Raw genomic sequence first — 23,448 nt, 5'->3', positions numbered from 1 at the left:
CCGCTCGCAGAAGCTAACGAACCATAACAACGCATAACGAGCAAACCGCGGCCACCCGTAGCAATGTGGTCGCAGGACAAACGGCGATCTAGTGCCGAATGTACAGCCAGGGTCTGCCCGGTGCGGATCCGCGAAGGTTTCTGCTCGAACATGTCGATGAGACGCAACACATTGGGAGATCAAGCGATGAACAACAACCAAATCGTCGATTCCAGCTTCACAGCCATCATCAACGCGCCGATCGATCGGATCGATATCCCCAATTGGTGCTTCAATCTGTCCGAGCGCGAGTATCAGGGCTGTTCGCCTGCGCATATCGCTGCGGGCTTCACGACCACGCCCGATGGCAAGCGCATGTCGATCAATGTCGAGATCATCGGCGGCAGCCTCATGGTTCAGCATTACGTGGAAACGCTTGGCCGCAAAGATCACCTGATCCTCGACTCCACATCCGACGTCTTCACGCCGAACGGGCGGACCACCATTCACGTGACCTGGGAGCTGAGCGTCAAGGAAATCGAACCTGGAAAATGCGAGTTCACCAACAGGGTCAAAACGCATGCCACGGACGAGTTCATGACGTTCATCGGCAAGCAGGGCATTCCGTTCGAGCTGTTCCGAGCGCAGCGCCAGCCCTTCTCGATCGCTCACAACCAGAGCGAAACGCCGCTGTTTGCCGCCAGCATCGAGCGCGCGGCGCTGCAGAACAACTGATAGCCTGAAAGGAGAGTTCGATGACGCAACTGTCCTATGAGAAGGGAATCACCGCCCTGCTGGTGGTCGATCCCTACAACGACTTCATCTCGGAGGGAGGCAAGATCTGGCCCCGGATCAAGGCCGTGGCCGAAAGAAACGACTGCGTTCCGCACATGATCCAGGTGCTACAGACCGCTCGGGATGCCGGCATTCGTGTGTTTTATGCCATGCATCACCGCTACCGGCCCGGTGATTATGCCTCCTGGAAATACATCGCTCCAATTCAAAGGAGAGCCTGGAACAACAAGAGCTTCGAATTCGGCACCTGGGGTGGAGAGTTTCGCGCAGAATTCGTGCCGGCGCCCGGAGAGATCGTAGCAGACGAACATTGGTGTTCTAGCGGCTTCGCGAATACCGACCTCGATCTACAACTCAAGCGGCACGGCATCCAACGGCTGATCGTCATAGGGTTGGTCGCTCACACCTGTATAGAGGCGACCGTGCGCTTTGCTGCCGAGCTTGGTTACGACGTGACGGTCGTCAAGGACGCAGTTGCCGATTATTCCGACGACATGATGCGGGCCGCGCTGGAGATCAATATGCCGAACTACGCCAGCGCGATCGTAACCACGCAGGAGATCGTCGGGGCGTTGTCGGCAAGGAGTTCCGAAGCGTCAGCCGCGTGACCTTCTCGTCGCACGTCCCCCCGTCCTGAATCGTCTTTCCTGACCGGAATGGAGAAACTCAATGGCTCGACAGATTACCATCGACAAGCTGTCTTCCGGTCTTTGGACGGCGACGTTCAATAACCCGCCCATCAATCTGATTGATCCCGACACGATCGGCGAACTGCAGGACCTGCTTGCCGAGCTCGAAAGCGATGCAGAGATCAAGGTCGTGGTGTTCCGGAGCGCGGACCCGGAGTTCTTCCTGGCGCATTGGGATGTGCTCGCGGACAAGCGGAAAGTCGCCGCCATGCCGTCGGGTCCGACGGGCATGCATCCCTGGATCGACCTGCTCGTTCGGCTGTCACGTGCGCCGGTTGCCTCCATCGCGGAGATTCGCGGGCGCGCCCGCGGGGCCGGGAGCGAGTTCGTGCTGGCCTGCGACATGCGCTTCGCCAGCCGCGAGCGTGCAATTCTCGGACAATTCGAGGTGGGCCTCGGTGCGGTGCCGGGCGGCAATCCCATGGCGAGGTTGGCCGGTCTGATGGGCCGGGGGCGTGGATTGGAGGTGATCTTGGGCGCGGACGACTTCTCGGCGGAGCTCGCCGAACGCTATGGTTATGTCAACAGAGCCTTGCCGGACGAGGAGCTTTCGACCTTTGTTGAATCCTTCGCGCGCCGTCTCGCCTCGTTCGAGAAGCACGCCATCGTAGGTGCGAAGGCCCTGATGGACGAGGTCACGTTGCCGGCGGATGCGGTCTTTCCCCCTTCGTTATCGGCCTTCTTTACGTCGGTGGCTCACCCTGGCACCCGGGAGCGGGCGGCATTCCTCCTCGAGCGCGGACTACAGCGTCGATCCGAAACCGAGATGAGGCTCGGCCAAGCGGTGGCTGAAGCGAAGTTCTCGGAACGTGGTTGAATTCCGATCGATCGAAGGCAGCTGGCCTTACCATGTGCGGCAATGCCTTCCTTGATTTCGACGGGCTGTCGCATGGGCTGGTGGGCGCCGTTCGGTCGAGCGCCGACACGTGTCGGCCTTGAGCGTCGCCTTAGGCGCTGATTGAACTCAAGATCGGCAGCTCAAAGCCGGAAGCCGATTCGTGCGGATCCGTTGTGTTTCGGTCCGGCCCTGCCTATACTTCGGCTCACCGAAATCGCAGTCGAGGTTACGCAGTGCCGCGCGCTCGCCGTATCCTTGGCGACAAGGCGCGCACCCGGAATGAACTCTCCCAAGAGCAGCACACAGCCGGAAGCAGCGACCGGCGCGCATCACAGCAACACCGGGGCAGGCCGGGATTTCGATCCGGTCACGTTCGGTCCGTTTTCTCTTCGATCACGAATACTCGAAAAGGACGGGTTGCCAGTCAAGCTTGGCAGCCGGGCAACTGACATCCTGCGCCTGCTCGTGGATCGCGCCGGCGAAGTCGTGCCGAAGAGTGATATCCTCGCATATGTGTGGGCTGGCCTCGCGGTAGAAGAGATCAGCCTGCGCGTGCACGTTGCCGAACTCCGGAAAGCCCTGGGCGATGGGAAGGACGGAGCCCGCTATATCACCAATATTCCGAGCCGAGGATATTGCTTCGTCGCGCCCGTGAGACGGGGCGAACGCAATTCGGCGCCGGCGGAGATCCCGCAGACCCACGCCGGTGCGATGGACCCGTCTTCCGCACTCCCGTATCGCCTCGACCGAATGGTCGGACGAGAGGACGTCCTGGCCGAGCTCTCGGCACGTCTGCTGAGCGAGCGCTTCGTCACTCTGAGGGGACCGGGCGGCATTGGCAAGACAACCGTTGCCGTCGCGATCGCGCATAAGATGTGGGATGAGTTCGACGGCAAGATCCACTTCCTCGATCTTGGCCCCTTGAAGGATACGACGCTCGTTGCCTCCACGGTGGCCGCTGCTCTGGGCCTCGTCGTTCATCACGCCGACCCAACCGAAAGCATCGTCAGTTTTCTTCGCAATCGTCGGCTGCTTCTCGTGCTCGATAGCTGCGAACATGTGATCGACGATGTTGCCCGTCTGGCAGAGACGATTCACCGCGAAGCATCCGGCATCACCATTCTTGCGACCAGTCGCGAGTCGCTATTAGTGCAAGGAGAGCACATTTACGAACTCGTTCCGCTACCAGGCCCTCCGCAGGGCGCTCGGCTCAATGCTGGTGAGGTGCTGAGCTATCCGGCCGCGCGTCTTTTCGCCGAACGTGCAGCTGCCGCCGGCCACCGCTTGGATATCACCGACCAGGATGCGGAGGTTCTTGCAGATATTTGCAGCAAGCTTGACGGCATCGCGCTGGCGATCGAACTCGCTGCCGCTCGCGTTGGCGTTTACGGCTTGCGGGAGATAGCAACATTGCTCGATGGCCGGCTCAAGCTCGAATGGCGGGGCCGACGCACGGCGCCGCCACGACAACAGACGCTCGGCGCCACGCTTGACTGGAGTTTCGGTCTGATTGGCGAGGTAGAGAGGCTGGTCTTGCAACGTCTCGCCATCTTTGCTGGGCCCTTCACGCTGCAGGATGCGATTGCCGTAGTGGTGGAAGAGGGGGAGCCTGTCGAAGGCGCTGTCGACGCACTGGAGCAACTCGTAGCCAAGTCTCTGTTGTCGACGCAACCGAGCCGCTTGTCGCGAAGCTTCCGCCTCCTCGACGCCACCCGCGCCTATGCACTCCAGAAGCTCGGTGAGAGCGGCCAAGCCCAGGACGTCGCGCGGCGTCACGCCGAACACATTCACCGCTCCCTCGAAGCGGGTATGGCCGATTCTGGCTCTGCGGATCGCATGTTGCCTGAGCTGAGCCGCGGCGGTCTGTTGGCGGACGCCCGCGCCGCGCTTCAATGGAGCTACGCTCACGATGACGAGCTTCGTGTTCCGCTCGCAGGCAGTTGTGCACGTCTGTTCGTCGAGCTCAACCTGCTCAATGAGGCGCGCATATGGTCTGAGCGCGCGCTTTCAGTTCTCGACGACCGCCACCGTGGAGGCAAGTGGGAGCTGGAGCTTCAAGCCACGCTCGGTCATGCCTTCATGTTCACGGAACGCAATGGCGAGCGAGCCGAGGCCGCACTTCGACGCGGACTCGAGATCGCGGCCGCGATCGGAGACGACGCCAACACATTCAGGCTGTTGGCGCGGCTGAACATGTTCTATCGCCGGACAGGCGACTATCGGCATCTGCTGCCGGTGGCACTCGAGGCCGAGCGCGTCGCTCGTCTGATCGGTGATGCGGCGGGGATTGCCGGCGCAAAGGCCCTCATCGGGGTATCCCATCATCTCGTCGGCAACCAGGCCGAGGCGCAGCTTCATTTGGACGAAGGGGTTCGCAACGATGCGGCGCTACGCGGCGCGCAACCTGGCCATTTTGCCTATTCCAGAACACCGCAGATACCGCTTGCTCGCGTGTTGTGGCTGCGCGGCTTTCCCGATCGAGCCGTGGAATGTGCTCGTCCACTGACGGGCGCTGGCGCGCCTCGCGATGTCGTCATGCACTGTATCGCGCTCTGCTGGTCCGCCTCGCTGTACGGATGGATCGGAGACTGGACCGCGGTCGAGGCGATGGCCGGTCGGCTCGAAACGCATGCCGGCCTGCATGGGCTCGCGCCCTACCAGGCTGTCGCGGCCGGTTTCCGGGCGCAGACGATGATCGCCGGCGCGGATTTGCGCGGCGGCGTCGAGTTACTGAGAATCGCACTTCCGCGCCTGCATGCTGACCGCTACGAGCTCTATGCGTCCGCATTCGTTGCTGACCTGTCTTGGGGATTGGCCGAACTCGGGCAACCGTCCGATGGACTTGGAATCCTGCACGAAGCGATCGCGCGCATCGAGCTTGCAGGCGGCGCCTTCGACATGCCGGAGCTCTTGCGCGTGCGGGCGGAACTGGAGCTGCGCAATGGGGATCTTGATGCCGCAGAAGCAAGTCTCCGGTCGTCGGCAGCGTTGGCTGACCAGCAGGGCGCGCTCTCCTGGCGATTGCGGACTGATATGTCGATGGTGCGTCTGAGGCGCGAGCAGGGAACGGGAAGTCACCTGGAGGAGCTTGCCGCGACCTATGCGAGGTTCTCGGAAGGGTTTGACACGGCTGATCTAAAGGCCGCTCGGCTCATGCTCGATTCGTCGCTCGTCTGACCGGTTGAGCGTCAGTCGAACCGCAAATCCCAGAGATCGATGGATATCATCAGCGTATCGAGCATCGGGGTCAGGGTCGTCTCGTCACGTAGATAGGTGCGCCGTCTCGTCGGGATCTTGATGTCATCGACGTTGACGGGGTTGGACGCGTACTCGGCGACGGGAAAATTCCCTGCTATTTCGACTCGATAGTCATGGCGGCGGATGAGCAGGTCGGGACCGAAGTAGAAGTCCTGCTCGATGCTGTGGCTTGCGATCGCCGGCGAGAAGGTCGCCCGCAGCCCCCGCCACACCTCACCTCCCTCATGGCATGGCTCGATCTCGTGCACTTCCGAAGCCTTCTCGGAAAGCAGGAACGGCGTGGTGAGGCAGGTCCAGAGGGCGCAGCTTTCGAAGTAGATGCGGTGCAGCGGATCCCAATGCGTCCGCATATCGTGCCGCGCGAATGAGGTGCGCGGGTCCTTTCGTTCCGCAACGACACGTTCGTCGGCGGCAACAATGGCGACCCGCTCGGGGCTGAACTCGCTGTGCTGGCCGTTCTTTCCAAACGGCTCAATGAGAGCCTGCTCCCGGTGAAGGTCAATCCGCACGGTTCGCTGCAGATGATCCTGTTCGACGCCTTTCAGGGCCGAAACGTCGCCGCCCGTCGCGATAGTGGCGGTGAGGCGCTTGCGGGCATTCCATCGGTTCAGGCCGCCATGAGCCTCAATCGCATTCGCCAGCAGCACAATCATCCGTCGACTTTCCTTCGCGTGAGAACTACCCCGACAGGTATGCCCAAATACGGATGATCGCTCGTTAAGCGTTGTTAAGTGGCGCTGCATAACCGAAGAAACGCCGTAGAAACCCGGATCTCTCATCCAAACAGCAGAGGTGCCGTCCAGCCGAACCTCGGGGCCGGCTAGACGGCCGCGCTTCGATCAGACGTCGGCGGTAACGTCCATGATGGCAGCGGCAAATGCCTTGGGCGCCTCTTGCGGGAGGTTATGGCCCACGCCTCCCTTGATCGTGCGGTGCGAATATTTGCCGGAGAACATCTTGGCATAGGCCGACGGATCGGGATGCGGAGCCCCATTGGCGTCGGCCTCCATGGTAATGGTCGGGACACCAATGACAGGAGCCCGTGAAAGCAGCGCCTCATAGTCATCATACCTTGCTTCGCCTTCGGCAAGGCCGAGGCGCCAACGGTAGTTGTGGATCACGATCGCGACGTGGTCCGGATTATCGAATGCTGCGGCACTGCGCTCGAAAGTGGCATCATCGAAGTGCCATTGCGGGGACGCGAGCTGCCAGATCAATTTCGAAAACTCCCGACGATACTTCTCGTAGCCTTCGCGACCACGCTCGGTCGCGAAGTAGAACTGATACCACCATTGAAGCTCTGCCTTTGGCGGCAGGGGCATCTTGCCGGCCTGCTGGCTGCCGATGAGATAGCCGCTCACCGAGACCATCGCCTTGCAGCGCTCCGGCCACAGCGCCGCGATGATGTTGGCAGTCCGCGCACCCCAGTCGAAGCCGGCGATCGTGGCTTTGTCGATTTTGAGCGCATCCATCACAGCGATGATGTCCACAGCAATCGCCGATGGCTGCCCATTACGCATCGTCCCGTCGGAAAGGAACCGCGTGGTGCCGTAGCCACGTAAATAGGGCATGATCACGCGGTAGCCCGCGGCAGCGAGAATTGGCGCGACATCGACGAAGCTGTAGATGTCGTACGGCCATCCGTGCAACAGGATCACGGCTGGACCGTCGACCGGTCCTGCTTCGGCATAGCCGACGTTGAGCAGGCCGGCATCGACCTGCTTGAACGACGGAAATGACGTGTTGCCTCCTGTTTTGGCGGCGGTAGCAGGCCTCGCAGGCTTGGCCACGGCTGTGCTTGGCGCAAGCTGGGCTGCAGCGAGCATCGTCGCGGCGCCTGCGAAGAAGCGGCGGCGTTCGTGATCAACATCATCTGACATGAAAGGCTCCTATCGTGGTTCCGTTGTTTTCAGCGCGGCCTGGATTGTGGTGTTCAGCCCCTTTGCCCCTCGAGCCGCGCAAGAAAGTCGCGGACCAAGGCGGCAATTTCGTCGGTCGCCTCATCCAGTGCGAAGTGGCCGGCTTCCAGGATGTGGACTTCCGCAGTCGGGACATCGTCGCGATAGGCGCTTGCGCCGGCGACGGTGAAGGAGGGATCGTACTTGCCCCACATCACCAAGATCGGAGGTTGCCTCTTGCGCAGCCAATCCTGCCATTTCGGATAGGCAGCGACATTGGTCCGGTAGTCCAGGAACAACGCAGTCTGGATCTCGGGCTGGCCGGAACGCGTGAGGAAGGCATATTCATCCCGCCAGGCGTCGGGGTCGTAGCGCTCGGGATGTGGGCTTGAGCCGAGGTGACGCTGACGCGTCGCCTCGAGAGACGTGAAGTTCACCTTGAGCGCCTCGAGTTCATGCGCGGGGTCGGCCCAGTATTTGCGACGCGCTTCCCAGAGCAGGCTCAAACCCTGCTCGTGTGCAACAGCGTTCTGGATAATCATGGCGCGAACACGTTCCGGGTGGTCCAGCGCCATGCGGAAGCCTACCGGGCCACCATAGTCCTGCATCAGGAGAACGTAGCTGGTGAGGCCGAGCCGGTTCGCAAGCTCGCCGATCACGTCGGCGATGTTGTCGAAGGTGTAGGTGAAGTCGGAGGGCGGCGGCGCGCTGCTGTTGCCGAAGCCAGGATAGTCGGGCGCGATCAGATGATACCGGTCCGCAAGCAGCGGCAACAACGGTTCCCACATCCGCGAGGAGGAAGGGAAGCCGTGCAGCAGAAGCACGGTCGGCGCGTCCGGCGGCCCGGCTTCGCGATAGAAGACCTTGAGGCCTCGGATATCGACTGTGTGATAGCTGATCGAGCGGCGGCTCGACCGCAGATCGTGGGCCGAAGCCTGCACGGTCGCGCAAGCCAGGGCCGCTGAGAGGGCGAGGGTGGCTGGAATGCTCATGTCATCGCTCCGATGTCGCGGGTGCAATCTGCACCCGAAACCGTCTGTTAGCTCGTTAAGTATTGTTATGAGTTGAGAGCGAGACGCGGACCCCAGCCTTTCTGCTTTAACGTGAGCAGCTTATCGCGGCGCCGCGACAGTTCGAGGCAAGAGGGTCCGCTTTGGATTGCGACCGCGCCGATCATAACAAAATCTCGCAACGTCTAACGAGCCAAACCCGCTCTGCGCAGCCAGTATGAGGCTCGCGCCGGTTTCAACCAACGGGGAGGCTATCATGTCCGCCATCGGCTCCATTTCGAACGGCAGTACCGTTCGATCTCAGTTCGTCTCTGGCCTTGAGGATCAATCGCGGGATTGGGAGCGCGTGCTGCAGGAATCCCATCACCGCATGAAGAACACGCTGACACTGCTGGGCGCTTCGGTCCGCCGCGACTTCACCCGAGCCGGCAGCCGGGACGTCTCCGGGGCGGTGGACCGGTTCGAACGGCGAATCTGTGCCTTCGGCAGGCTCTACCAACTGCTTTCGAGCAGCGATGAGCCGTCCGTGTCCGTCGCAACCTTCTTTGAGAACCTCTGCGAAGCACTTTCGGCAGCGGTCCTGGAGCCCGCCGGCGTCCGCTGCGAAGCTTTGATCGAAGGCGGCGTTCTGCCCGCATCACAATGTCATCGGCTTGCGCTGATGATCACCGAGCTGGTCACGAATGCGGCGAAACACGCCTTCCCGAGCAAGACTGGAGGATTGATCCGGATCGAGGTCGTCTGCCGAGATGGCACATGGATCTGCACGGTGGCAGACAACGGCGTCGGTGTGACGGATCAGCTCCGGGGCACTGGCAGCCGTATCCTGGAAGGGCTTGCGCGCAGCATTTACGCCCGCCTGAATGGCGAGGCGGGACACGGCGGCACTCGCATCTCAATTGAGATGCCGACGACCGCCTGAAGATGGACGGCTCTCACGAACGCTGCGCCACAACACTAAGAGCAAACTGGTAATGCAACAGCGGGTTCAGCTTTGCACCCGCCCCTCACATCGGGAGTTCGATATGGCAAAATGTGAAATCGATCGCGACGCAGAGAAAGGGACCCCGGCCCCGCATAGCGCTGATCTAAAGCTCGAAGTCGTCGTAATTCCGGTGTCCGACGTCGACCGCTCCAAGGCGTTCTACGAGCGTCTCGGCTGGCGACTGGACGCCGATTTCGCCTCCGGCGATGGATGGCGGGTGGTCCAGCTCACACCGCCGGGCTCTGCCTGCTCGGTGATCTTCGGCCGCAATGTCACGTCAGCATCGCCGGGCTCGGCACGCGGTCTGTATCTGATCGTATCGGATCTCATTGCCGCAAGGAATGAGCTGATCGAGCGCGGAATTGCTGTCAGCGAGGCGTTTCATGGCGGCGGCGATGTCCATATTGGCGCCGATGACCCCTACCTGTTCGGCAGCGTCCGGAGCGGCGGCGTCGATCCGCAGCGCGGCAGCTACAGCTCGTTCGTCTCCTTCAGCGATCCTGACGGCAATGGCTGGTTCCTGCAGGAGGTGACCACGCGACTGCCCGGACGCATCGAGCGCGACGGCGCGACATTTTCCTCCACGGCGGATCTGGCTGCCGCGCTGCGTCGTGCGGCGGTAGCGCATGGCGAGCACGAGAAGCGCACTGGCTTGCACGACGAAAACTGGCCCGACTGGTACGCCGAGTATCTCGCCCGCGAGCAGGCCGGTCAGTCACTGCCATCCTAAGGCGAGAGCATTTTATGTCCACGGCGCACGGCGGTTCGCTGTCGTGCGCCGTTTCGCGTTGCATCGCCCGAAGCAACATCGCCACTCGTCGGGATCGTGCAGACTCGCAAGGGCTAACGAGGCCTAACAACCGATAACTCGCCAAGCAGAGGGGGCTGCGTCAATCTCCATGCACGACGAAACGACGGACCGATCTCGAGATCGGCCATCGACACCGATCATAGCAAGGGAGATTCGCAATGACCACGCAGGCACGCGCCGACATCCTCAACCCCGACCGTCGTCAACTGCTGAGCAAAGCCGCGATGGGAGCCGTCGCCGCCAGTGTATCGAGCCTGCTGCCGCTGCATCCGGCGAAGGCGGCCACGAGCGACGCGATCCGCCCGTTCCGCGTCAACGTGCCCGAGGCGGATCTACTCGATCTGCGCCGTCGCCTGGCGGCAACGCGCTGGCCGGATCGGGAGATCGTCACCGACCAGTCACAAGGAGTGCAGCTGAGGACCGTGCAGGAGCTCGTGCGCTATTGGCAGAGCGATTACGACTGGCGCAGGATGGAGGCGCGGTTGAATGCCCTGCCGCAATTCGTCACCGAGATCGACGGTGTCGACATCCATTTCATTCACGTCCGCTCCAGGCACGAAAACGCGCTGCCGATGATCGTCACGCATGGCTGGCCGGGCTCGATCATCGAGCAGATCAAGATCATCGCGCCGCTCACCGATCCGACCGCGCACGGCGGGCACGCCAGGGACGCGTTCGATCTGGTCATTCCCTCGCTGCCCGGTCACGGCTTCTCCGGCAAGCCGACCACGCTCGGCTGGGATCCGCAGCGCATCGCCCGCGCCTGGATCGTGCTGATGAAGCGTCTCGGCTACACTCGCTACGTGGCGCAAGGCGGTGATTGGGGCAATGCGGTCACCGAACAGATGGCGCTGATCGCGCCGCCGGAGCTGCTCGGCATCCACACCAACATGCCCGCCACCATCCCCGATGATATCGCCAAGGCACTTCAGCCGGGCGGAACGCGACCGGCGAACCTCTCGGCTGAGGAACGCATCGCCTACGACCAGCTCGACGATTTCTACAAGCACGGCCTCGGCTATGCGATCGAGATGTCCAACCGGCCGCAGACGCTTTACGGCCTGGTCGACTCCCCCGCGGGCCTCGCGTCCTGGATGCTCGACCATGATGCGCGCAGCGCCGCGATGATCGCGCGTGTCTTCGACGGCAAGACGGAGGGCCTGTCGCGGGACGATGTGATCGACAACATCACGCTCTACTGGCTCACCAACACCGCGGTCTCGTCGGCGCGGCTCTATTGGGAGAACAAGCTGGTGTTCTTCGCGCCCAAGCACGTGCAGATTCCCGTCGCCGTCAGCGTCTTTCCCGACGAGATCTATGCCGCGCCGCGCAGCTGGGCCGAGAAGGCCTATCCGAGGCTGATGCATTACAACCGTCTCGACAAGGGCGGTCACTTCGCAGCCTGGGAGCAGCCCGCATTGTTCACCGCGGAGATGCGCACCGCATTCCGCCCGCTGCGCCAGTCAATCTGAAATCGGCATAGATCAGGAGTGAGACCATGAACCGTCCCGAACGTAGCTTCGCGACCGACGAGATCCGCCTTGAACGCCGGCTGCCGACCTACTGGCGCGTCACCTTCGACATGCCGCCGGTCAATATCTTCGGACCGAAGCACCTTCCGCTGCTCAGCGACATTGTGACCGCGATCGAGACCGATCCGCAAGTGAAGGTGGTGGTGTTCGACAGCGCCGTCGAAGGCTTCTTCATCACGCATTACAATTTCCTCGCGCCGCTGGAGGAGTCGCTTGCCGTGCCGCCCGGACCGACGGGCCTGCCATCGCTGCCCGACACCCTGGTGCGCCTCAGCCGCGCGCCTGTTGTCTCCATTGCTTCGATCCGGGGCCGCGCGACTGGTGTCGGCAGCGAGCTCGCGCTCGCCAGCGACATGCGTTTTGCCAGCCGCGAGAAGGCGATCCTGTCGCAATGGGAGGTCGGCGCGGGCCTCGTGCCGGGCGGAGGACCGATGGCGCGATTGCCACGCCTGATGGGCCGTGGTCGCGCGCTCGAGGTTCTACTGAGCGCCGACGACGTCCATGGTGATCTGGCCGAACGATATGGCTATGTGAACCGATCCTTGCCGGATGCCGAGCTCGACGGCTTCGTCGAGGCGCTCGCGATGCGTATCGCCACGTTCGACAAGGACGCCATCGCCGAGACCAAGCGCCTCGTCGATATCGCCAGCCTGCCGCCCGATGTCGAGATCAAGCCCGAGTGGGACGCGTTCCTGGCCGCTCTCGCACGCCCCGCAGCTCAGAGCCGCATCAAGGCGCTCATGGCCCGCGGCTTTCACCGCCCCGGCGACGTCGAGAATCGACTCGGTTTCCACGTCGGCCAGCTGGGCGGATGAATCGACGGTCCGGCGCGCGAGACCGCAAGTCGTGCCCTTTCTGTCGCAATACAAGGAGGATCATATGAGCTTTACGATCGATGTAAACGGAATCCCGCACAGCGTCGACGTCGATGGCGACACCCCGCTGCTCTGGGTGTTGCGCGACGTGCTCGGCATGACCGGCACCAAATTCGGCTGCGGCATGGCATTGTGCGGAGCGTGCACCGTCCATCTCGACGGCGCGGCGGTCCGCTCCTGCATCACCACTGTCGACAGCATCGGCGAGGGCAAGGTCACCACGATTGAAGCGATCGGCGGGACGCCGGCAGGCGCGAAGATTCAGAGAGCCTGGCTCGAGCACGAAGTGCCGCAATGTGGCTATTGCCAGTCCGGCCAGATCATGTCGGCCTCGGCGCTGCTCGCCGACAAGCCTCATCCGACCGACGCGGATATCGATGATGCCATGAGCGGCAACATCTGCCGCTGTGGGACGTATGTCCGCATTCGGGAGGCGATCAAGCTTGCCGCCGGACCGCAGGTGAAGGAGCGTTGATCATGACATCGGATCGCACGGCTTCTCACGCCACTGTCGCGCTCTCCCGTCGCAACTTTCTGGTGAAGACGGCCCTGGCCGGCGGCGGACTGGTGCTGAGCCTGAGCTTGCCGCTCCGCGAGAGCAGAAGCTCCTCCGCCGGGACGTTCGAACCGAACGCCTTTATCCGGATCGGCCGTGACGGTCAGGTGGTCCTGACCATGCCGTATGTCGAAATGGGGCAAGGCACCTACACCTCCATTCCGATGCTGATCGCTGAAGAGCTGGAAGTCGGCCTCGGGCAGGTGCGGCTCGAACATGCGCCGCCCAACGAAAAGCTCTATGCCAACCCGCTGCTGGGTGTGCAGGCCACCGGCAATTCGGACGCGATTCGCGGTGCCTGGAAGCCGTTGCGAGAAGCCGGTGCAACCGCGCGGATCATGCTGATCGAAGCGGCCGCGCGGCGCTGGGGCGTCGATGCAAGCCACTGCCGGGCCGAGGCGGGCGAGGTCATCCATGCGCCGAGCGGGCGTCGCCTCAAGTACGGTGAGCTCGCCGCCGAGGCTGCGATGATCCCTCCGCCTGCCAGCGTGGTTCTGAAGAATGCGGATCAGTTCAAGCTGATCGGCACGCCGGTGCGGCGGCTCGACATGTCGGGCAAGGTGAACGGTTCCGCCCTCTATGGAATTGACGCGCGGGCACCCGGGCTGAAGATCGCGACATTGGCTCAATCGCCGGTGTTCGGCGGTCGACTGAAGAAGGTGGATGACGGCGCGGCGATGGCCATCAAAGGCGTGCGCCAGATCGTCCGGCTCGACGATGCCATTGCCGTCGTCGCGGATCACATGGGCGCGGCCAAGAAGGGTCTGGCGGCGCTCAAGATCGAGTGGGAGGACGGGCGCAATGCTGGTCTCGGCACGCAGGACATCGCCCGCGAGCTCGAGGACGCCACTCTGAAGGCCGGTCCGGTTGCGCAAGACATCGGCGACGCCGCGAAGGCGTTGGCCGGCGCCGCGACCCGGGTCCAGGCAAGCTATCACCTGCCATTTTTGGCGCATGCCACGATGGAGCCGATGAACTGCACAGTCCACTTCCGCGGCAATGAATGCGAGATCTGGCTAGGCACGCAGGCGATCGCAAGAGTCCAGGCGATGGCAGCGAAGGCAGCTGGCCTGCCGCCCGACAAGGTCACCGTACACAATCATCTGATCGGCGGAGGCTTTGGACGCCGCCTCGAGGCCGATGGCGCGGTACGCGCCGTCGAGATCGCCAGGCAAGTCGATGGTCCCGTGAAGGTCGTGTGGACGCGGGAGGAGGACATCCAACACGACATGTACCGTCCCTATTGGGTTGACCGCATCGAGGCCGGTCTCGACAAGAGCGGTAGACCCGTGGCATGGACCAACCGCTTCGCCGGCTCCTCCGTGATCGCGCGGTGGCTTCCGCCCGCATTCAGGAACGGGCTAGATCCAGACACGACGGAAGGCGCGATCGACCTCGTCTATTCGCTTCCGAACTTCCATGTCGAATATGTTCGCGTCGAACCGCCGGGCATTCCGACGGCCTTCTGGCGCAGCGTCGGTCCCTCGCACAACGTATTCGTCACCGAAAGCTTCATCGATGAATTGGCGGCGGCGGCCAAGCAGGATCCGGTCGCCTATCGCCGTGCGCTGCTGGACCACAACCCGCGTGCGAAGGCTGTACTCGAGCTTGCGGCGGAAAAGGCGGGATGGGGCACGCCATTGCCCCAGGGGCGAGGCCGGGGCGTCGCCCTGCAAAATGTGTTCGGAAGCCACCTCGCGCAGGTTGCGGAGGTCGAGGTTGCCAAGGACGGATCGGTCCGCGTGCACCGCGTCGTGTGCGCCATGGACTGCGGCATCGTGGTCAATCCCGACACGGTGCAGGCGCAGATCCAGAGCGGCGTCATGTTCGGCGTCACCGCGGCCCTGTACGGTGAGATCACACTGAAAAGCGGTCGCGTCGAACAGGCCAATTTCGATACCTATCAGATGCTGCGCATCGACCAGGCGCCGGCCATCGAGGTTTACCTCGTAAAGTCAGCGGAGCCTCCCGGCGGAATGGGCGAGGCTGGAACCTCGGGCATCGTCCCAGCCGTGGCGAACGCGATTTTTTCTGCCACCAGCAGGCGATTGCGGAAAATGCCGATCGACCCCGACGCACTCAAGACGTGAGTGCCTGAAGCACATCTCGGCAAAGGAGACCAAAATGCATCAGCCTGATGAAGACAGGTTCCGAGCCATCCTGCCCGAGGATATCGCGTGGAAGCCGTTTCCAGCCTTTCCGCTGGGCGCGCGGCTGGCCGTCATGGTCGGACATCCGGCTGAATCTGGTCCCTACGTCGTCCGAGTGAAAGTGCCCGGCGGCACGAAGTTGATGCCGCACAAGCATCCGGAGGATCGGATTTACACGGTGATGTCCGGCGTCTTCTACATAGGACTCGGCGAGACCTTCGACGGTGGCAAGGTGGAGGCCTATCCGCCGGGCACCGTCCTCGTGCTGCCCGGTGATACCTGGCATTTCCATTGGGCAAAGTCCGGCGAATACGTCACGCAGGTGTCCGCGATCGGCCCGCTTGGCCTCGAATATCGCAATAGGCACGATGACCCGCGCCTGAGTGCGGGAGAGAGCCTCGGCACGCAGTCAGGCTAATGCGCGTAAATGCCGGAGGACGGGCGGAGCGAGCCGGGTTCGTGCGGGTCCTTGAAAGTCTCGAAATCGCTCGAGGGCCCGATGGGCCGAACAAGTGGTACACGGCGGTGGTCACAAAATCCGACGGGACTTTTCTGGAATCCTTGTTTTCCGCGGTTTTTCGAGCAACCTGGCCGAAGGGGAAGAGAGTCCCACTCTCTCCGCCAGTCCTCCTGAAGTCCTATAAAACCTTATAAAACAAGGACTTCACGATGAGCAAGAAATCTCAAACCACACCCGCCAACCACACCCGGAGCGCGCAGCAACTTGCGGACCTCACAACGCTCCTTGGCCTGATGCAGTCCGCCTCCAAGCTCAGCCAAGAGTTGGACGTGCTCGCGAACCAAGTTGGAGGGTCGCTGGAGAAGATTGCGGAGCGGTTCGGAGTGCCCTTTGGCGAGGTCCATCAGACCTTCGTAGAGGAGCGAGCAGGCACGAAGAAGCCGACGGCCGAGAGAGCGCGTAAGGCCGCATCTCGACCCTGATCGACATTATTCGTCCATCACTTCGCCGCCGAAGGGTCGCGAAGGACACAGGGGCCTCGTGGTTTCGCCACGGGGCCTTTTCTATTCCCTTATAGGTTTGCCGCGCGCCTGCGTTGATGTCACACGAGCCCCGCTTCATCGTGACGTTATTGTTTGACTGAAAAACGACCGATGAGGCCCTGCATGGGACCTCACCGGCCAGTCTTAGTCCAACCGCTTAGGCGGCTTCGTGCTTCACGAGGAAGCTCTTCGCTCCTCGACCTCTACCTTCCACGCGATACTCGACGCCAATCGCTCTGAGCGCTGCTGAGAGGGGGCTCGAAGGCTTGCTCAGTTGCTCCCGGACCTTCTCCCTCTTGCCATCGAGGCTCAGGTCTGACGCCAGCTTCGACATGGAGACTGTCCCCGGCAAACGCTGATCCATGTAGGCTACAACCGCCTCGTGCGAGGAGCCCTTGCGCAGCTTGCGAACCTTAGGGCCATCCATGGAGAAGCCCCAATCAGCGACCTTGAGCCCTGGGAGGTCCGCGAGGATATCCTGTAGGACTTCATCGCCCTCTTGGCTCTTAGGCAGCACAATGAACACGTCGGCGGGTGGGCAATTGCCGCGCTCATCTACGACGCGCCGAAGGCGGATGCGTCCGATGGCCTGAATGATCGACACGGAAAGCTGTCTCTGCTTCATCACACGGCGAACGTCCCTATGGTGCTTCCACCGCGGGTCGTTGAACCATTCATCTTCTTGGAAGCCCTGTAGCGCGAAGAAGGTATCGTTAGACCAAACCTGATCCCGGTACGGCAGACCGAAGATGACGGCCGTGTCGTGGTCCCTCCACTCGTTGTTTCCGTCCACCTTGCCCCAGTGGCCGATTGAGAACTGCTCGAATGATGGGGCGTAGTCGAGGGCAAGGGGGCGGTTGACTTTGTGAAGGCACAAGAACACCGAACGCTCCGACGGTAGGCGGCCTTCGAGGTCAGCTATCAATCGAGAGAAGCGCTTGCTGAAGTTCTCCCTCATGTTCCGCTTGCCGACACCTGAGGCACGAGCAACATGCAGCGTGACGTTGCTGTAATCGCGCACGTGGCTTGGCGTTGGAACACGCAGCGCCCGATCCTCGAAGAGGTCCCAAAGGAAGTCCGCGCGTGCTGTAGCGTCCAGCACTACAGGGCCGGGAGCGTCAGAAGGCACCGCCAACGCGGAAGAGTGTATGGCGTGCTCATCTCCCGTCTTGGCGTAGTAGGCCCATTGATCATAGAGGGCCTGTGCGTGCTTCAATGTCTCATCCACCTTCCTGCCGATCCGCAAGCGAGTGCCATTGTCCTCCATCATTGCGCCCAACTTATCGAACGAGACGCCTTTGAGAGCTTTCCGCAGTCCCGTGAAGTTCACCAAAGGAGGTAGGCCGGCCTCGTTAATTGCTTCAGCCCATAGACCCTTGGCGGAGCCACCGCCGTCCCTTGATGCAGATGCGAGAGCATCCAGCTTCCGCTTCAGCAGCCGCAGGCCAACACACTCGGCTAAGTGGTCTCTCTCCATGTCGGCGCTCACGTATCGAAGAACCTGAGCTATGTCATCGGAGGTCACTTTGGCGCTCTCGACCACATTCGCCAGAGCCTCATCTACAATAGTCAGAAGGCGCTTGCCCCCCTTCCAAGCCGTCAGGCGCTGCCAACGGTCCCCATGAGCCGCAGAGGCATTGACGTAAGCCTGATGCGTGATGACGATGGTGTCGTGCTCAAACAGGATATCCTCACGCTTTGGATCATCTGAATGATGAGCTATCGCAACCGCGCAGCCAGCATGCTCATTGATTTCGGCGGCAAGGCTGTCAGCATCAGCAATTAAGCGTGTGACTATGATGATGCCTACCGGCTCCCGCGCGCCGGTAGAGGCCCGGTTGCACTCTGCCTGCATGGCAGCGAACAGACGGGCTCCTGTGGTCTTTCCCGACCCGGTAGGGGGTTGGAGGATGCGCCAAGGGGCTCTAAGGCCATTGGCAGCATCAGCAATGGCGCTGTTGAAAGTCTCAGCCATGATGGTCCACAGCCGCTCTAAGGGCTTTGAGGAACACAGGCCGTGCTTGTTGATCCAGTGATCTTTCATTCGAGTAGTGAACTCTTGCGGTGGCACGAGCGCATAGCGATGCCCGTGCAGACCTATGGGGGTTTGCATTGATTTACCTTTGATGTTGATTTGGAGATGCCGTGTTGGGTGTCCGAACGCCCATTGGGCGCGACTACGGCATGAGAAACACCCCCGGATAACCCCCTAAAGAGAGAAGGAAGAAGTCTTCTTAGGGGCTTTCGAGGGGGTGTTTATTTGGTCATCGAAGACTTGGCTTCAGGAGCCTCTAGGGACTCCATAGAGCCGTTTTAGCCTTCAGGCTGCTGCTCCGCCTTCCAGCCCCATGGCCGCACCAGTGAGGCCCGCTGGAATCCTGAGAGCCGTTCCTGATGGCGGTCATGGTCATCATCCTTGGTGCCCTTCAGGACCTTTGAAGGTGACGCAGTTAGGCAACAGCAGGAACAGCGCATCACTAACCGTCTTTGGTTGTGCTTGCCTCCGAGCCCCCCTTGAGGTTTCCTGCCCTCCAGATGGAAGCGAGGGGGTTATGAAGACCTTGATGACCGTGCTGGCGCTTATGCTGGCACTCTGTGGCGGTCCGCTGCGCGCGGAGCCGATCACAGCCGCAGAGATAGTGGTCGTGGACGGCGATACGATAGACGCACACGGTCAGCGGTATCGAATGATCGGATACGATACTCCAGAGGTTGCCACGTCTCGACGCAAGGTCGGAGCAGATGAGAAGGCAGTGGCGCTGCTGGCAAAGGAGAGGCTGGGGGAGCTTATCCACGCGGGCAGTCTCGACCTCGCCGAAGTCCCCTGTTCGTGCTCCAAGAGCGCGCTGAGCAAGGGCACCTGCAATCATGGGCGCAAGTGTGCCATTCTGTCGCTCGACGGGAAGAACGTGGGGGCGACATTGATCGCGGAAGAACTTGCAGTGCCTTATATCTGTTCGCCAACGAAATGCCCTCGCATGCCGAATTGGGAGCGCATCTTAGAGCAGCAGATGAAAGCTCATTGATTTATGAAACGACGCGACTTACCGCCAAAGTGATGTTTCTTGAGAAGGATATCGCTGATGTTGTCTGTTGACGACTTCCGGCACGAATTAAGTGCGCAGATTGAACGTGCCACGCGGCAAGGACGCCCTCACATCGAGGTCAACGCTGGAGAACTTCACCGCACATTGGGCGGCTACCCTGCCAAAGCGGGAGAGAACCACAGCATGCCCCTCTGTTGCAGCGTTATGCGCGCCGAGCAGCGTCGTGGTAACTCGGAAATCGTTTTCGAGACGCCAAGCGGCAATGCTGCTTCTCTCACTATCCGCTATGGCTTGCCACGCAATTAGGTGACGAAGAAAGGCGCATTAACGCTTCGAGACGAGCTTGCCGAACCCAACGATGTCTTCGTTCGACCAAAGGTATTTCTTAACGCCAGTGCTGTTGCTGACTATCTCAAAGATGCCGCTATCGGTCTTCGATATCTGAAAGCCTGCTGCCTTGGCCTCCAGTAACACACGGAGCGCCTCCTGACTGGTAGTCTCGCCCTCTTTCGTTTTGGAAAAGTTATCGAGCCACTCAATTTCGGCTTCCTGTTTCGCCTCTCTCACCAAGCCATCGACGATGTTGGATAGGTACTGGCGATCTTCATTGAGGGCGAAGAAGGCCTCTCCAAGCCTCTCGACCCACATAGCTCCCAAAGGCATGAGTTTGGATGCCGCTTCTCTGATCTCGTCATCGTATCTGACGAGCGCTTCCCAACGTGTCATGGTTTCTGTCGCTTGGTTTGATCATAGTCCAGTCTTCTCGTGCAAGCCGCACCCATTGGTCTGGTCCGCTATCGTCTCCTGGCAGCTGGCGTCGGGGAAGCTTGAAGCTCCACCTGAATTTGATACGATCTTAGATCGCCAAGGGGGCGCGAATGGATTTCATGCTCGCTGCAATAGCAGCATTTTGTTATTTTGTCGGCAAGTACAGCTGGGCTTTTTGGATTGTCATTTTCGCCATCGCGAGCGGCTTGCTGGCTGTCGTGAGGTCGATTGCAGACCCTACCTGGTACATGAGCAAGCGGATGAATGCCGGTCTTGAGCCCGGTGTAGGATTATCTGGACTGATCATCGTGAAGATTATCACGACCGGGATTTTGGGAGCGGTCGCTTGGTGGTTGGCCCGATTAGCTGGCTATCTCAGTTGAAGCAGTTCTCTCGTGTCAGAGCCGTGTACGATCAGCCGACGCGGATTGCAGGTTAATTCTTGCGCCGTGGCAGGTAGGGCGAGAGCTGCCCTCCCGGCTTCCCTTGGATCGTCTCTAACGTAAAGCGGATGGCCGAAGGCGTTACTTTCATCTGCACGCCACAAGCTACTTCGCTGAACTGGCGTGCAAGGTAGCTGATGTCGCTTGCTGACCATCCTGCTTCAAAAGCGGCCGATAGCCGGTCACAATCCAACATGTTGCGGCAGGCCGCGCGGATTGCAGCGAACTCTGGAGGCACGTTGGGCCTTGTGGTGCGAGTGGCCTTTATGGCGGCTCGTGCGGCTTGTGCGTCCTCAGGCTCTTTCCATCGTGCCTGATCGGCGGATTGCTCTTCAGGGCTGTAGTAGCGGCGCTTCGAGGCGTCTTGAATGGCGATGCGGAATTTGAGGTCGCCCTTGCCGCTGTATCGTCTGGCTTCGGCTTCGATACCGGGCGCGGTCCACCCTTGGCGGATGGCCTCCCCAAGCATCAGACGTTCTTGGAAGGTGCGGCAAACAGAGCGGAGGAATTTGAACGCCTCTCGTGTTCCGGGTCGTGGTGCGTTGGTCATTCTTCAGATTGTTGAGGGTAGGAGAGGGGAGGCATGCAGGGCGATGGGACGCTGTTTGCGTTCCTTGAGGAACTGTTTAGCGAAGCGGTCGCGCAGCAAAGCCGAGTTAATCACCGCCATTAGCATGCGTCTGTTGACGGCGAAGAAGGGCCTGCCGGTGTGCCACCTGGCGAACTCGGCAAGTATATCTTCGGTCCATCCTTGGTGGAGCGCCGTGTTGAGCTTGGAAAGCTCTGCGGGTGTCATGCAGGCGTGGAAGAAGGCACCGAAATAATCGTGAGGCTCGGTGAAGTTGATGGGGTGACGGCTCCTGTGTATAGGCGTCAGATTACCGACCTAACCCGCTGTTCTCTTTGGGCAATCGTCGAACAACGGTCGAGACTTTAGCGTGGCTTTCCCGAAGCCGATTTGAGCGGGCGTCGTCGGATTGGCGAGCCGTGCAGGACCCGTTGGCCGGAAACGCGCCTCTCCGTGTATAGGGACACGCTGTAATTCCTATCTCGCTGACATCGTGGAGTAATGTTGCTGTTTCGGCTCGGTTCGTATATACGAGACAAAACACTCTGGAGGCCTTGTGAGGGCTGAAGATTGCAGAGAGGCGTTGGAGCGGATCAGGTGGCCGGACGGTCCCGTATGCCCCCACTGCTCCGCGTCCGGCCATGTTGTTTCCGAGATAGGGGGCACGTCCCACCGTCCCGGTCTCTACCTCTGCTCCGAATGCAGGAAGCAATTCACCGTCACGGTCGGAACGCCTCTCGAAGGGTCCAAACTCCCGCTCAGCGCCTGGCTTCAGGCGGCACACATGCTCAACACGCTGCCCAAGGCAGTCACAGTGCGAGAGGTCGAGCAGACATTGGGCGTAACGTATAAGACCGCATGGCACATGGTGCGGAAACTTTTAGAGGCTGTTGAGAACTATCGAGGCCCGTTGCCGCTGTTCGGCAAGACGGTCCAAGCTCACGTTGAGCCATTCCTTCCGAAGACAAGGAATACGAAGGCCGGTTGGGTGCGGAGGGAAAGGCAAAAGGCTGCTGGGACCTACAAGGCTCCACGAGTGCCTGTAGCTGCTGGAGCGCTCTCGGGATTGCAGTTCGATCCTCCAGCGACGAAGTCCCATGCAGAGCGCACAGAGCGCTTCTTACGTTGGATACTAGAGCATTGATTGCGAAGGACTTGAAATGGCCGCTAAAGAAACAATGCCTGCGCTTGGTTTAAGCTCCTTCTCATGCCCGCACTGTGGAGCACTAGCGCACCAATTCTGGTTTCATGTTGTCCCGGACAGCTTTGATAGGAAATCGACGCCCGGAGTGGTTGAGCGGAGCATGGTGGACGATTTCATAAGCAACTTGAAGGTCGGAGACGACGCAATTTCGCGGTGGCAAGCTTTTTACGATCGTTTCAAGCAAAACGAAGTCACCTATGAGGATATGAGGTCCGCCAGTAATTCTTCTTGGCGCATGATGAATATGTTCATGAGCCGTTGTCATTCCTGTGAAGGTTTCGCAGTCTGGATCAAAGACCGGATTGTGTGGCCTGCTCACTCTGTAAAGGTTGAGCCGCATCCTGACATTCCTGCAAATCTGCGAGACGACTTTATTGAAGCGGCTGACGTTGTCGAGCGGTCTCCAAGAGGTTCGGCAGCAATCTCCCGGCTCATGATCCAGAAGTTGATGATCGCACTCGGAGAGAAGGGTGAGAATATCAACGATGATATTGGGGCGCTTGTGAAGAAGGGTTTGGAGGTCGAGATACAGCAGGCGCTGGACGTGGTGCGTGTGGTCGGAAACAACGCGGTCCATCCGGGCGAGTTAGATTTGAAGGATGATGCGTCTACGGCGATGGCGCTACTTCAATTGATAAACCTTGTGGTAGAGCGCCGCATCTCCACTCAGAAAAGGATTGCCGAGATGTTTAGCAATCTTCCGACCGGCGCGCTGAACGGTATTGCAAAACGGGATGCAGCTAAGAATTAGGATTGATGTAATCGTTTCGCCCGGCCTCTGCTAAGCGAGCAATCGCTGCGCATCTTCCGCGTCAATCTTGGTGTGGCTCAGGAGCGCTTTAGCCACTCGATGGACCTTCGCCTCGTGCATACTCAATAAATCGTGAGCCCGCTTGTGCGCATCCATCCGAAGCTGCAATCCGTCCTCTTCATCCACGTCGTCTAGCAGGTCCACCACCTTCTCGTGGTCACCCCAGCCAGACAGGTCGTGCGTAGGAGCTTTGAAGACTTCTTGAGCCTCCAAGCCCGCTACACAGAGG

Annotated in this window: 24 protein-coding genes; 17 read left to right on the top strand and 7 right to left on the bottom strand. The window is 60.7% G+C overall.

The features are described from left to right. Window positions 1–186 precede the first annotated feature (186 nt). From ACFDR6_RS02895 to ACFDR6_RS02880, 4 genes are all read left to right on the top strand, one after another. Window positions 187–714 (top strand): hypothetical protein, encoded by a 528-nt coding sequence (locus ACFDR6_RS02895; RefSeq protein ID WP_375857906.1) that lies wholly within the window; start codon window positions 187–189, stop codon window positions 712–714. 20 nt (window positions 715–734) lie between these two features. Continuing rightward, window positions 735–1,382, top strand: a complete 648-nt coding sequence (locus ACFDR6_RS02890) for a cysteine hydrolase family protein (RefSeq protein ID WP_375857308.1) — start codon at window positions 735–737, stop codon at window positions 1,380–1,382. Between the two features lie 61 nt (window positions 1,383–1,443). Next, entirely contained in the window at window positions 1,444–2,280 is an 837-nt protein-coding gene (locus ACFDR6_RS02885; protein ID WP_375857307.1) for an enoyl-CoA hydratase/isomerase family protein, read from the top strand. Window positions 2,281–2,580: 300 nt separating this feature from the next. Continuing rightward, complete coding sequence (locus tag ACFDR6_RS02880; RefSeq protein ID WP_375857306.1) at window positions 2,581–5,478, top strand: ATP-binding protein; 2,898 nt, start codon at window positions 2,581–2,583, stop codon at window positions 5,476–5,478. Window positions 5,479–5,489: 11 nt separating this feature from the next. On the opposite strand, the gene ACFDR6_RS02875 is transcribed toward ACFDR6_RS02880, so the two are convergent. The 3 genes from ACFDR6_RS02875 to ACFDR6_RS02865 all read right to left on the bottom strand — a co-directional run bounded on the left by ACFDR6_RS02875 (window position 5,490) and on the right by ACFDR6_RS02865 (window position 8,449). Beyond that, on the bottom strand, window positions 5,490–6,212 hold the full coding sequence (locus ACFDR6_RS02875) for a hypothetical protein (protein ID WP_375857305.1): 723 nt from the start codon (window positions 6,210–6,212) through the stop codon (window positions 5,490–5,492). Between the two features lie 186 nt (window positions 6,213–6,398). Beyond that, window positions 6,399–7,439 (bottom strand): alpha/beta fold hydrolase, encoded by a 1,041-nt coding sequence (locus ACFDR6_RS02870; protein ID WP_024341662.1) that lies wholly within the window; start codon window positions 7,437–7,439, stop codon window positions 6,399–6,401. A 53-nt stretch (window positions 7,440–7,492) separates the two neighbouring features. Next, entirely contained in the window at window positions 7,493–8,449 is a 957-nt protein-coding gene (locus tag ACFDR6_RS02865) for an alpha/beta fold hydrolase (protein WP_375857304.1), read from the bottom strand. 274 nt (window positions 8,450–8,723) lie between these two features. Between ACFDR6_RS02865 and ACFDR6_RS02860 the strand changes: the two genes are divergently transcribed. From ACFDR6_RS02860 to ACFDR6_RS02825, 8 genes are all read left to right on the top strand, one after another. Next, window positions 8,724–9,389 carry a sensor histidine kinase gene (locus tag ACFDR6_RS02860; protein WP_375857303.1) on the top strand — a complete coding sequence of 222 codons (666 nt, stop codon included), beginning with the start codon at window positions 8,724–8,726 and terminating at the stop codon, window positions 9,387–9,389. 103 nt (window positions 9,390–9,492) lie between these two features. After that, a complete protein-coding gene (locus ACFDR6_RS02855) occupies window positions 9,493–10,182 on the top strand; it encodes a VOC family protein (RefSeq protein WP_375857302.1) in 690 nt (229 codons plus the stop codon). Window positions 10,183–10,421: 239 nt separating this feature from the next. Further along, window positions 10,422–11,735: an epoxide hydrolase family protein gene (locus ACFDR6_RS02850; protein WP_375857301.1), complete on the top strand. Its 1,314-nt coding sequence runs from the start codon at window positions 10,422–10,424 to the stop codon at window positions 11,733–11,735. Window positions 11,736–11,761: 26 nt separating this feature from the next. Next, a complete protein-coding gene (locus ACFDR6_RS02845) occupies window positions 11,762–12,610 on the top strand; it encodes an enoyl-CoA hydratase/isomerase family protein (RefSeq protein ID WP_375857300.1) in 849 nt (282 codons plus the stop codon). Between the two features lie 64 nt (window positions 12,611–12,674). Next, a complete protein-coding gene (locus ACFDR6_RS02840; RefSeq protein ID WP_375857299.1) occupies window positions 12,675–13,145 on the top strand; it encodes a (2Fe-2S)-binding protein in 471 nt (156 codons plus the stop codon). A gap of 2 nt (window positions 13,146–13,147) precedes the next feature. After that, a complete protein-coding gene (locus ACFDR6_RS02835) occupies window positions 13,148–15,316 on the top strand; it encodes a xanthine dehydrogenase family protein molybdopterin-binding subunit (RefSeq protein ID WP_375857298.1) in 2,169 nt (722 codons plus the stop codon). Between the two features lie 34 nt (window positions 15,317–15,350). Further along, complete coding sequence (locus ACFDR6_RS02830) at window positions 15,351–15,794, top strand: cupin domain-containing protein (RefSeq protein ID WP_375857297.1); 444 nt, start codon at window positions 15,351–15,353, stop codon at window positions 15,792–15,794. A 251-nt stretch (window positions 15,795–16,045) separates the two neighbouring features. Continuing rightward, a complete protein-coding gene (locus ACFDR6_RS02825; RefSeq protein ID WP_375857296.1) occupies window positions 16,046–16,318 on the top strand; it encodes a hypothetical protein in 273 nt (90 codons plus the stop codon). Window positions 16,319–16,535: 217 nt separating this feature from the next. Here the strand turns inward: ACFDR6_RS02825 and ACFDR6_RS02820 are convergent, their stop codons facing one another. Then, window positions 16,536–18,491, bottom strand: a complete 1,956-nt coding sequence (locus ACFDR6_RS02820; RefSeq protein WP_375857295.1) for a DEAD/DEAH box helicase family protein — start codon at window positions 18,489–18,491, stop codon at window positions 16,536–16,538. Between the two features lie 439 nt (window positions 18,492–18,930). On the opposite strand from ACFDR6_RS02820, the gene ACFDR6_RS02815 reads away from it, so the two are divergent. Together ACFDR6_RS02815 and ACFDR6_RS02810 are read left to right on the top strand one after the other, a co-directional pair. Then, complete coding sequence (locus tag ACFDR6_RS02815; protein WP_375857294.1) at window positions 18,931–19,404, top strand: thermonuclease family protein; 474 nt, start codon at window positions 18,931–18,933, stop codon at window positions 19,402–19,404. A 57-nt stretch (window positions 19,405–19,461) separates the two neighbouring features. Beyond that, complete coding sequence (locus ACFDR6_RS02810; RefSeq protein WP_375857293.1) at window positions 19,462–19,731, top strand: hypothetical protein; 270 nt, start codon at window positions 19,462–19,464, stop codon at window positions 19,729–19,731. An 18-nt stretch (window positions 19,732–19,749) separates the two neighbouring features. On the opposite strand, the gene ACFDR6_RS02805 is transcribed toward ACFDR6_RS02810, so the two are convergent. After that, window positions 19,750–20,151, bottom strand: a complete 402-nt coding sequence (locus ACFDR6_RS02805; RefSeq protein ID WP_375857292.1) for a hypothetical protein — start codon at window positions 20,149–20,151, stop codon at window positions 19,750–19,752. A gap of 152 nt (window positions 20,152–20,303) precedes the next feature. Between ACFDR6_RS02805 and ACFDR6_RS02800 the strand changes: the two genes are divergently transcribed. Beyond that, a complete protein-coding gene (locus ACFDR6_RS02800; RefSeq protein ID WP_375857291.1) occupies window positions 20,304–20,576 on the top strand; it encodes a hypothetical protein in 273 nt (90 codons plus the stop codon). Window positions 20,577–20,628: 52 nt separating this feature from the next. Here ACFDR6_RS02800 and ACFDR6_RS02795 read toward each other — a convergent pair whose 3' ends face one another. After that, window positions 20,629–21,186: a hypothetical protein gene (locus ACFDR6_RS02795; protein ID WP_375857290.1), complete on the bottom strand. Its 558-nt coding sequence runs from the start codon at window positions 21,184–21,186 to the stop codon at window positions 20,629–20,631. Window positions 21,187–21,760: 574 nt separating this feature from the next. Here ACFDR6_RS02795 and ACFDR6_RS02790 point away from each other — a divergent pair. Next, complete coding sequence (locus ACFDR6_RS02790) at window positions 21,761–22,348, top strand: transposase (protein ID WP_375857289.1); 588 nt, start codon at window positions 21,761–21,763, stop codon at window positions 22,346–22,348. A 160-nt stretch (window positions 22,349–22,508) separates the two neighbouring features. Continuing rightward, entirely contained in the window at window positions 22,509–23,159 is a 651-nt protein-coding gene (locus ACFDR6_RS02785; protein WP_375857288.1) for a DUF4145 domain-containing protein, read from the top strand. A gap of 30 nt (window positions 23,160–23,189) precedes the next feature. Here ACFDR6_RS02785 and ACFDR6_RS02780 read toward each other — a convergent pair whose 3' ends face one another. Further along, window positions 23,190–23,363, bottom strand: a complete 174-nt coding sequence (locus ACFDR6_RS02780; RefSeq protein ID WP_375857287.1) for a hypothetical protein — start codon at window positions 23,361–23,363, stop codon at window positions 23,190–23,192. Window positions 23,364–23,448 lie beyond the last annotated feature (85 nt).

Source organism: Bradyrhizobium tunisiense (assembly GCF_042263385.1).
In the GTDB taxonomy this organism is placed as follows: domain Bacteria; phylum Pseudomonadota; class Alphaproteobacteria; order Rhizobiales; family Xanthobacteraceae; genus Bradyrhizobium; species Bradyrhizobium tunisiense.
The sequence above is the reverse complement of the archived record's forward strand: the minus strand, read 5'-3'. Positions and strand labels throughout refer to the sequence as shown.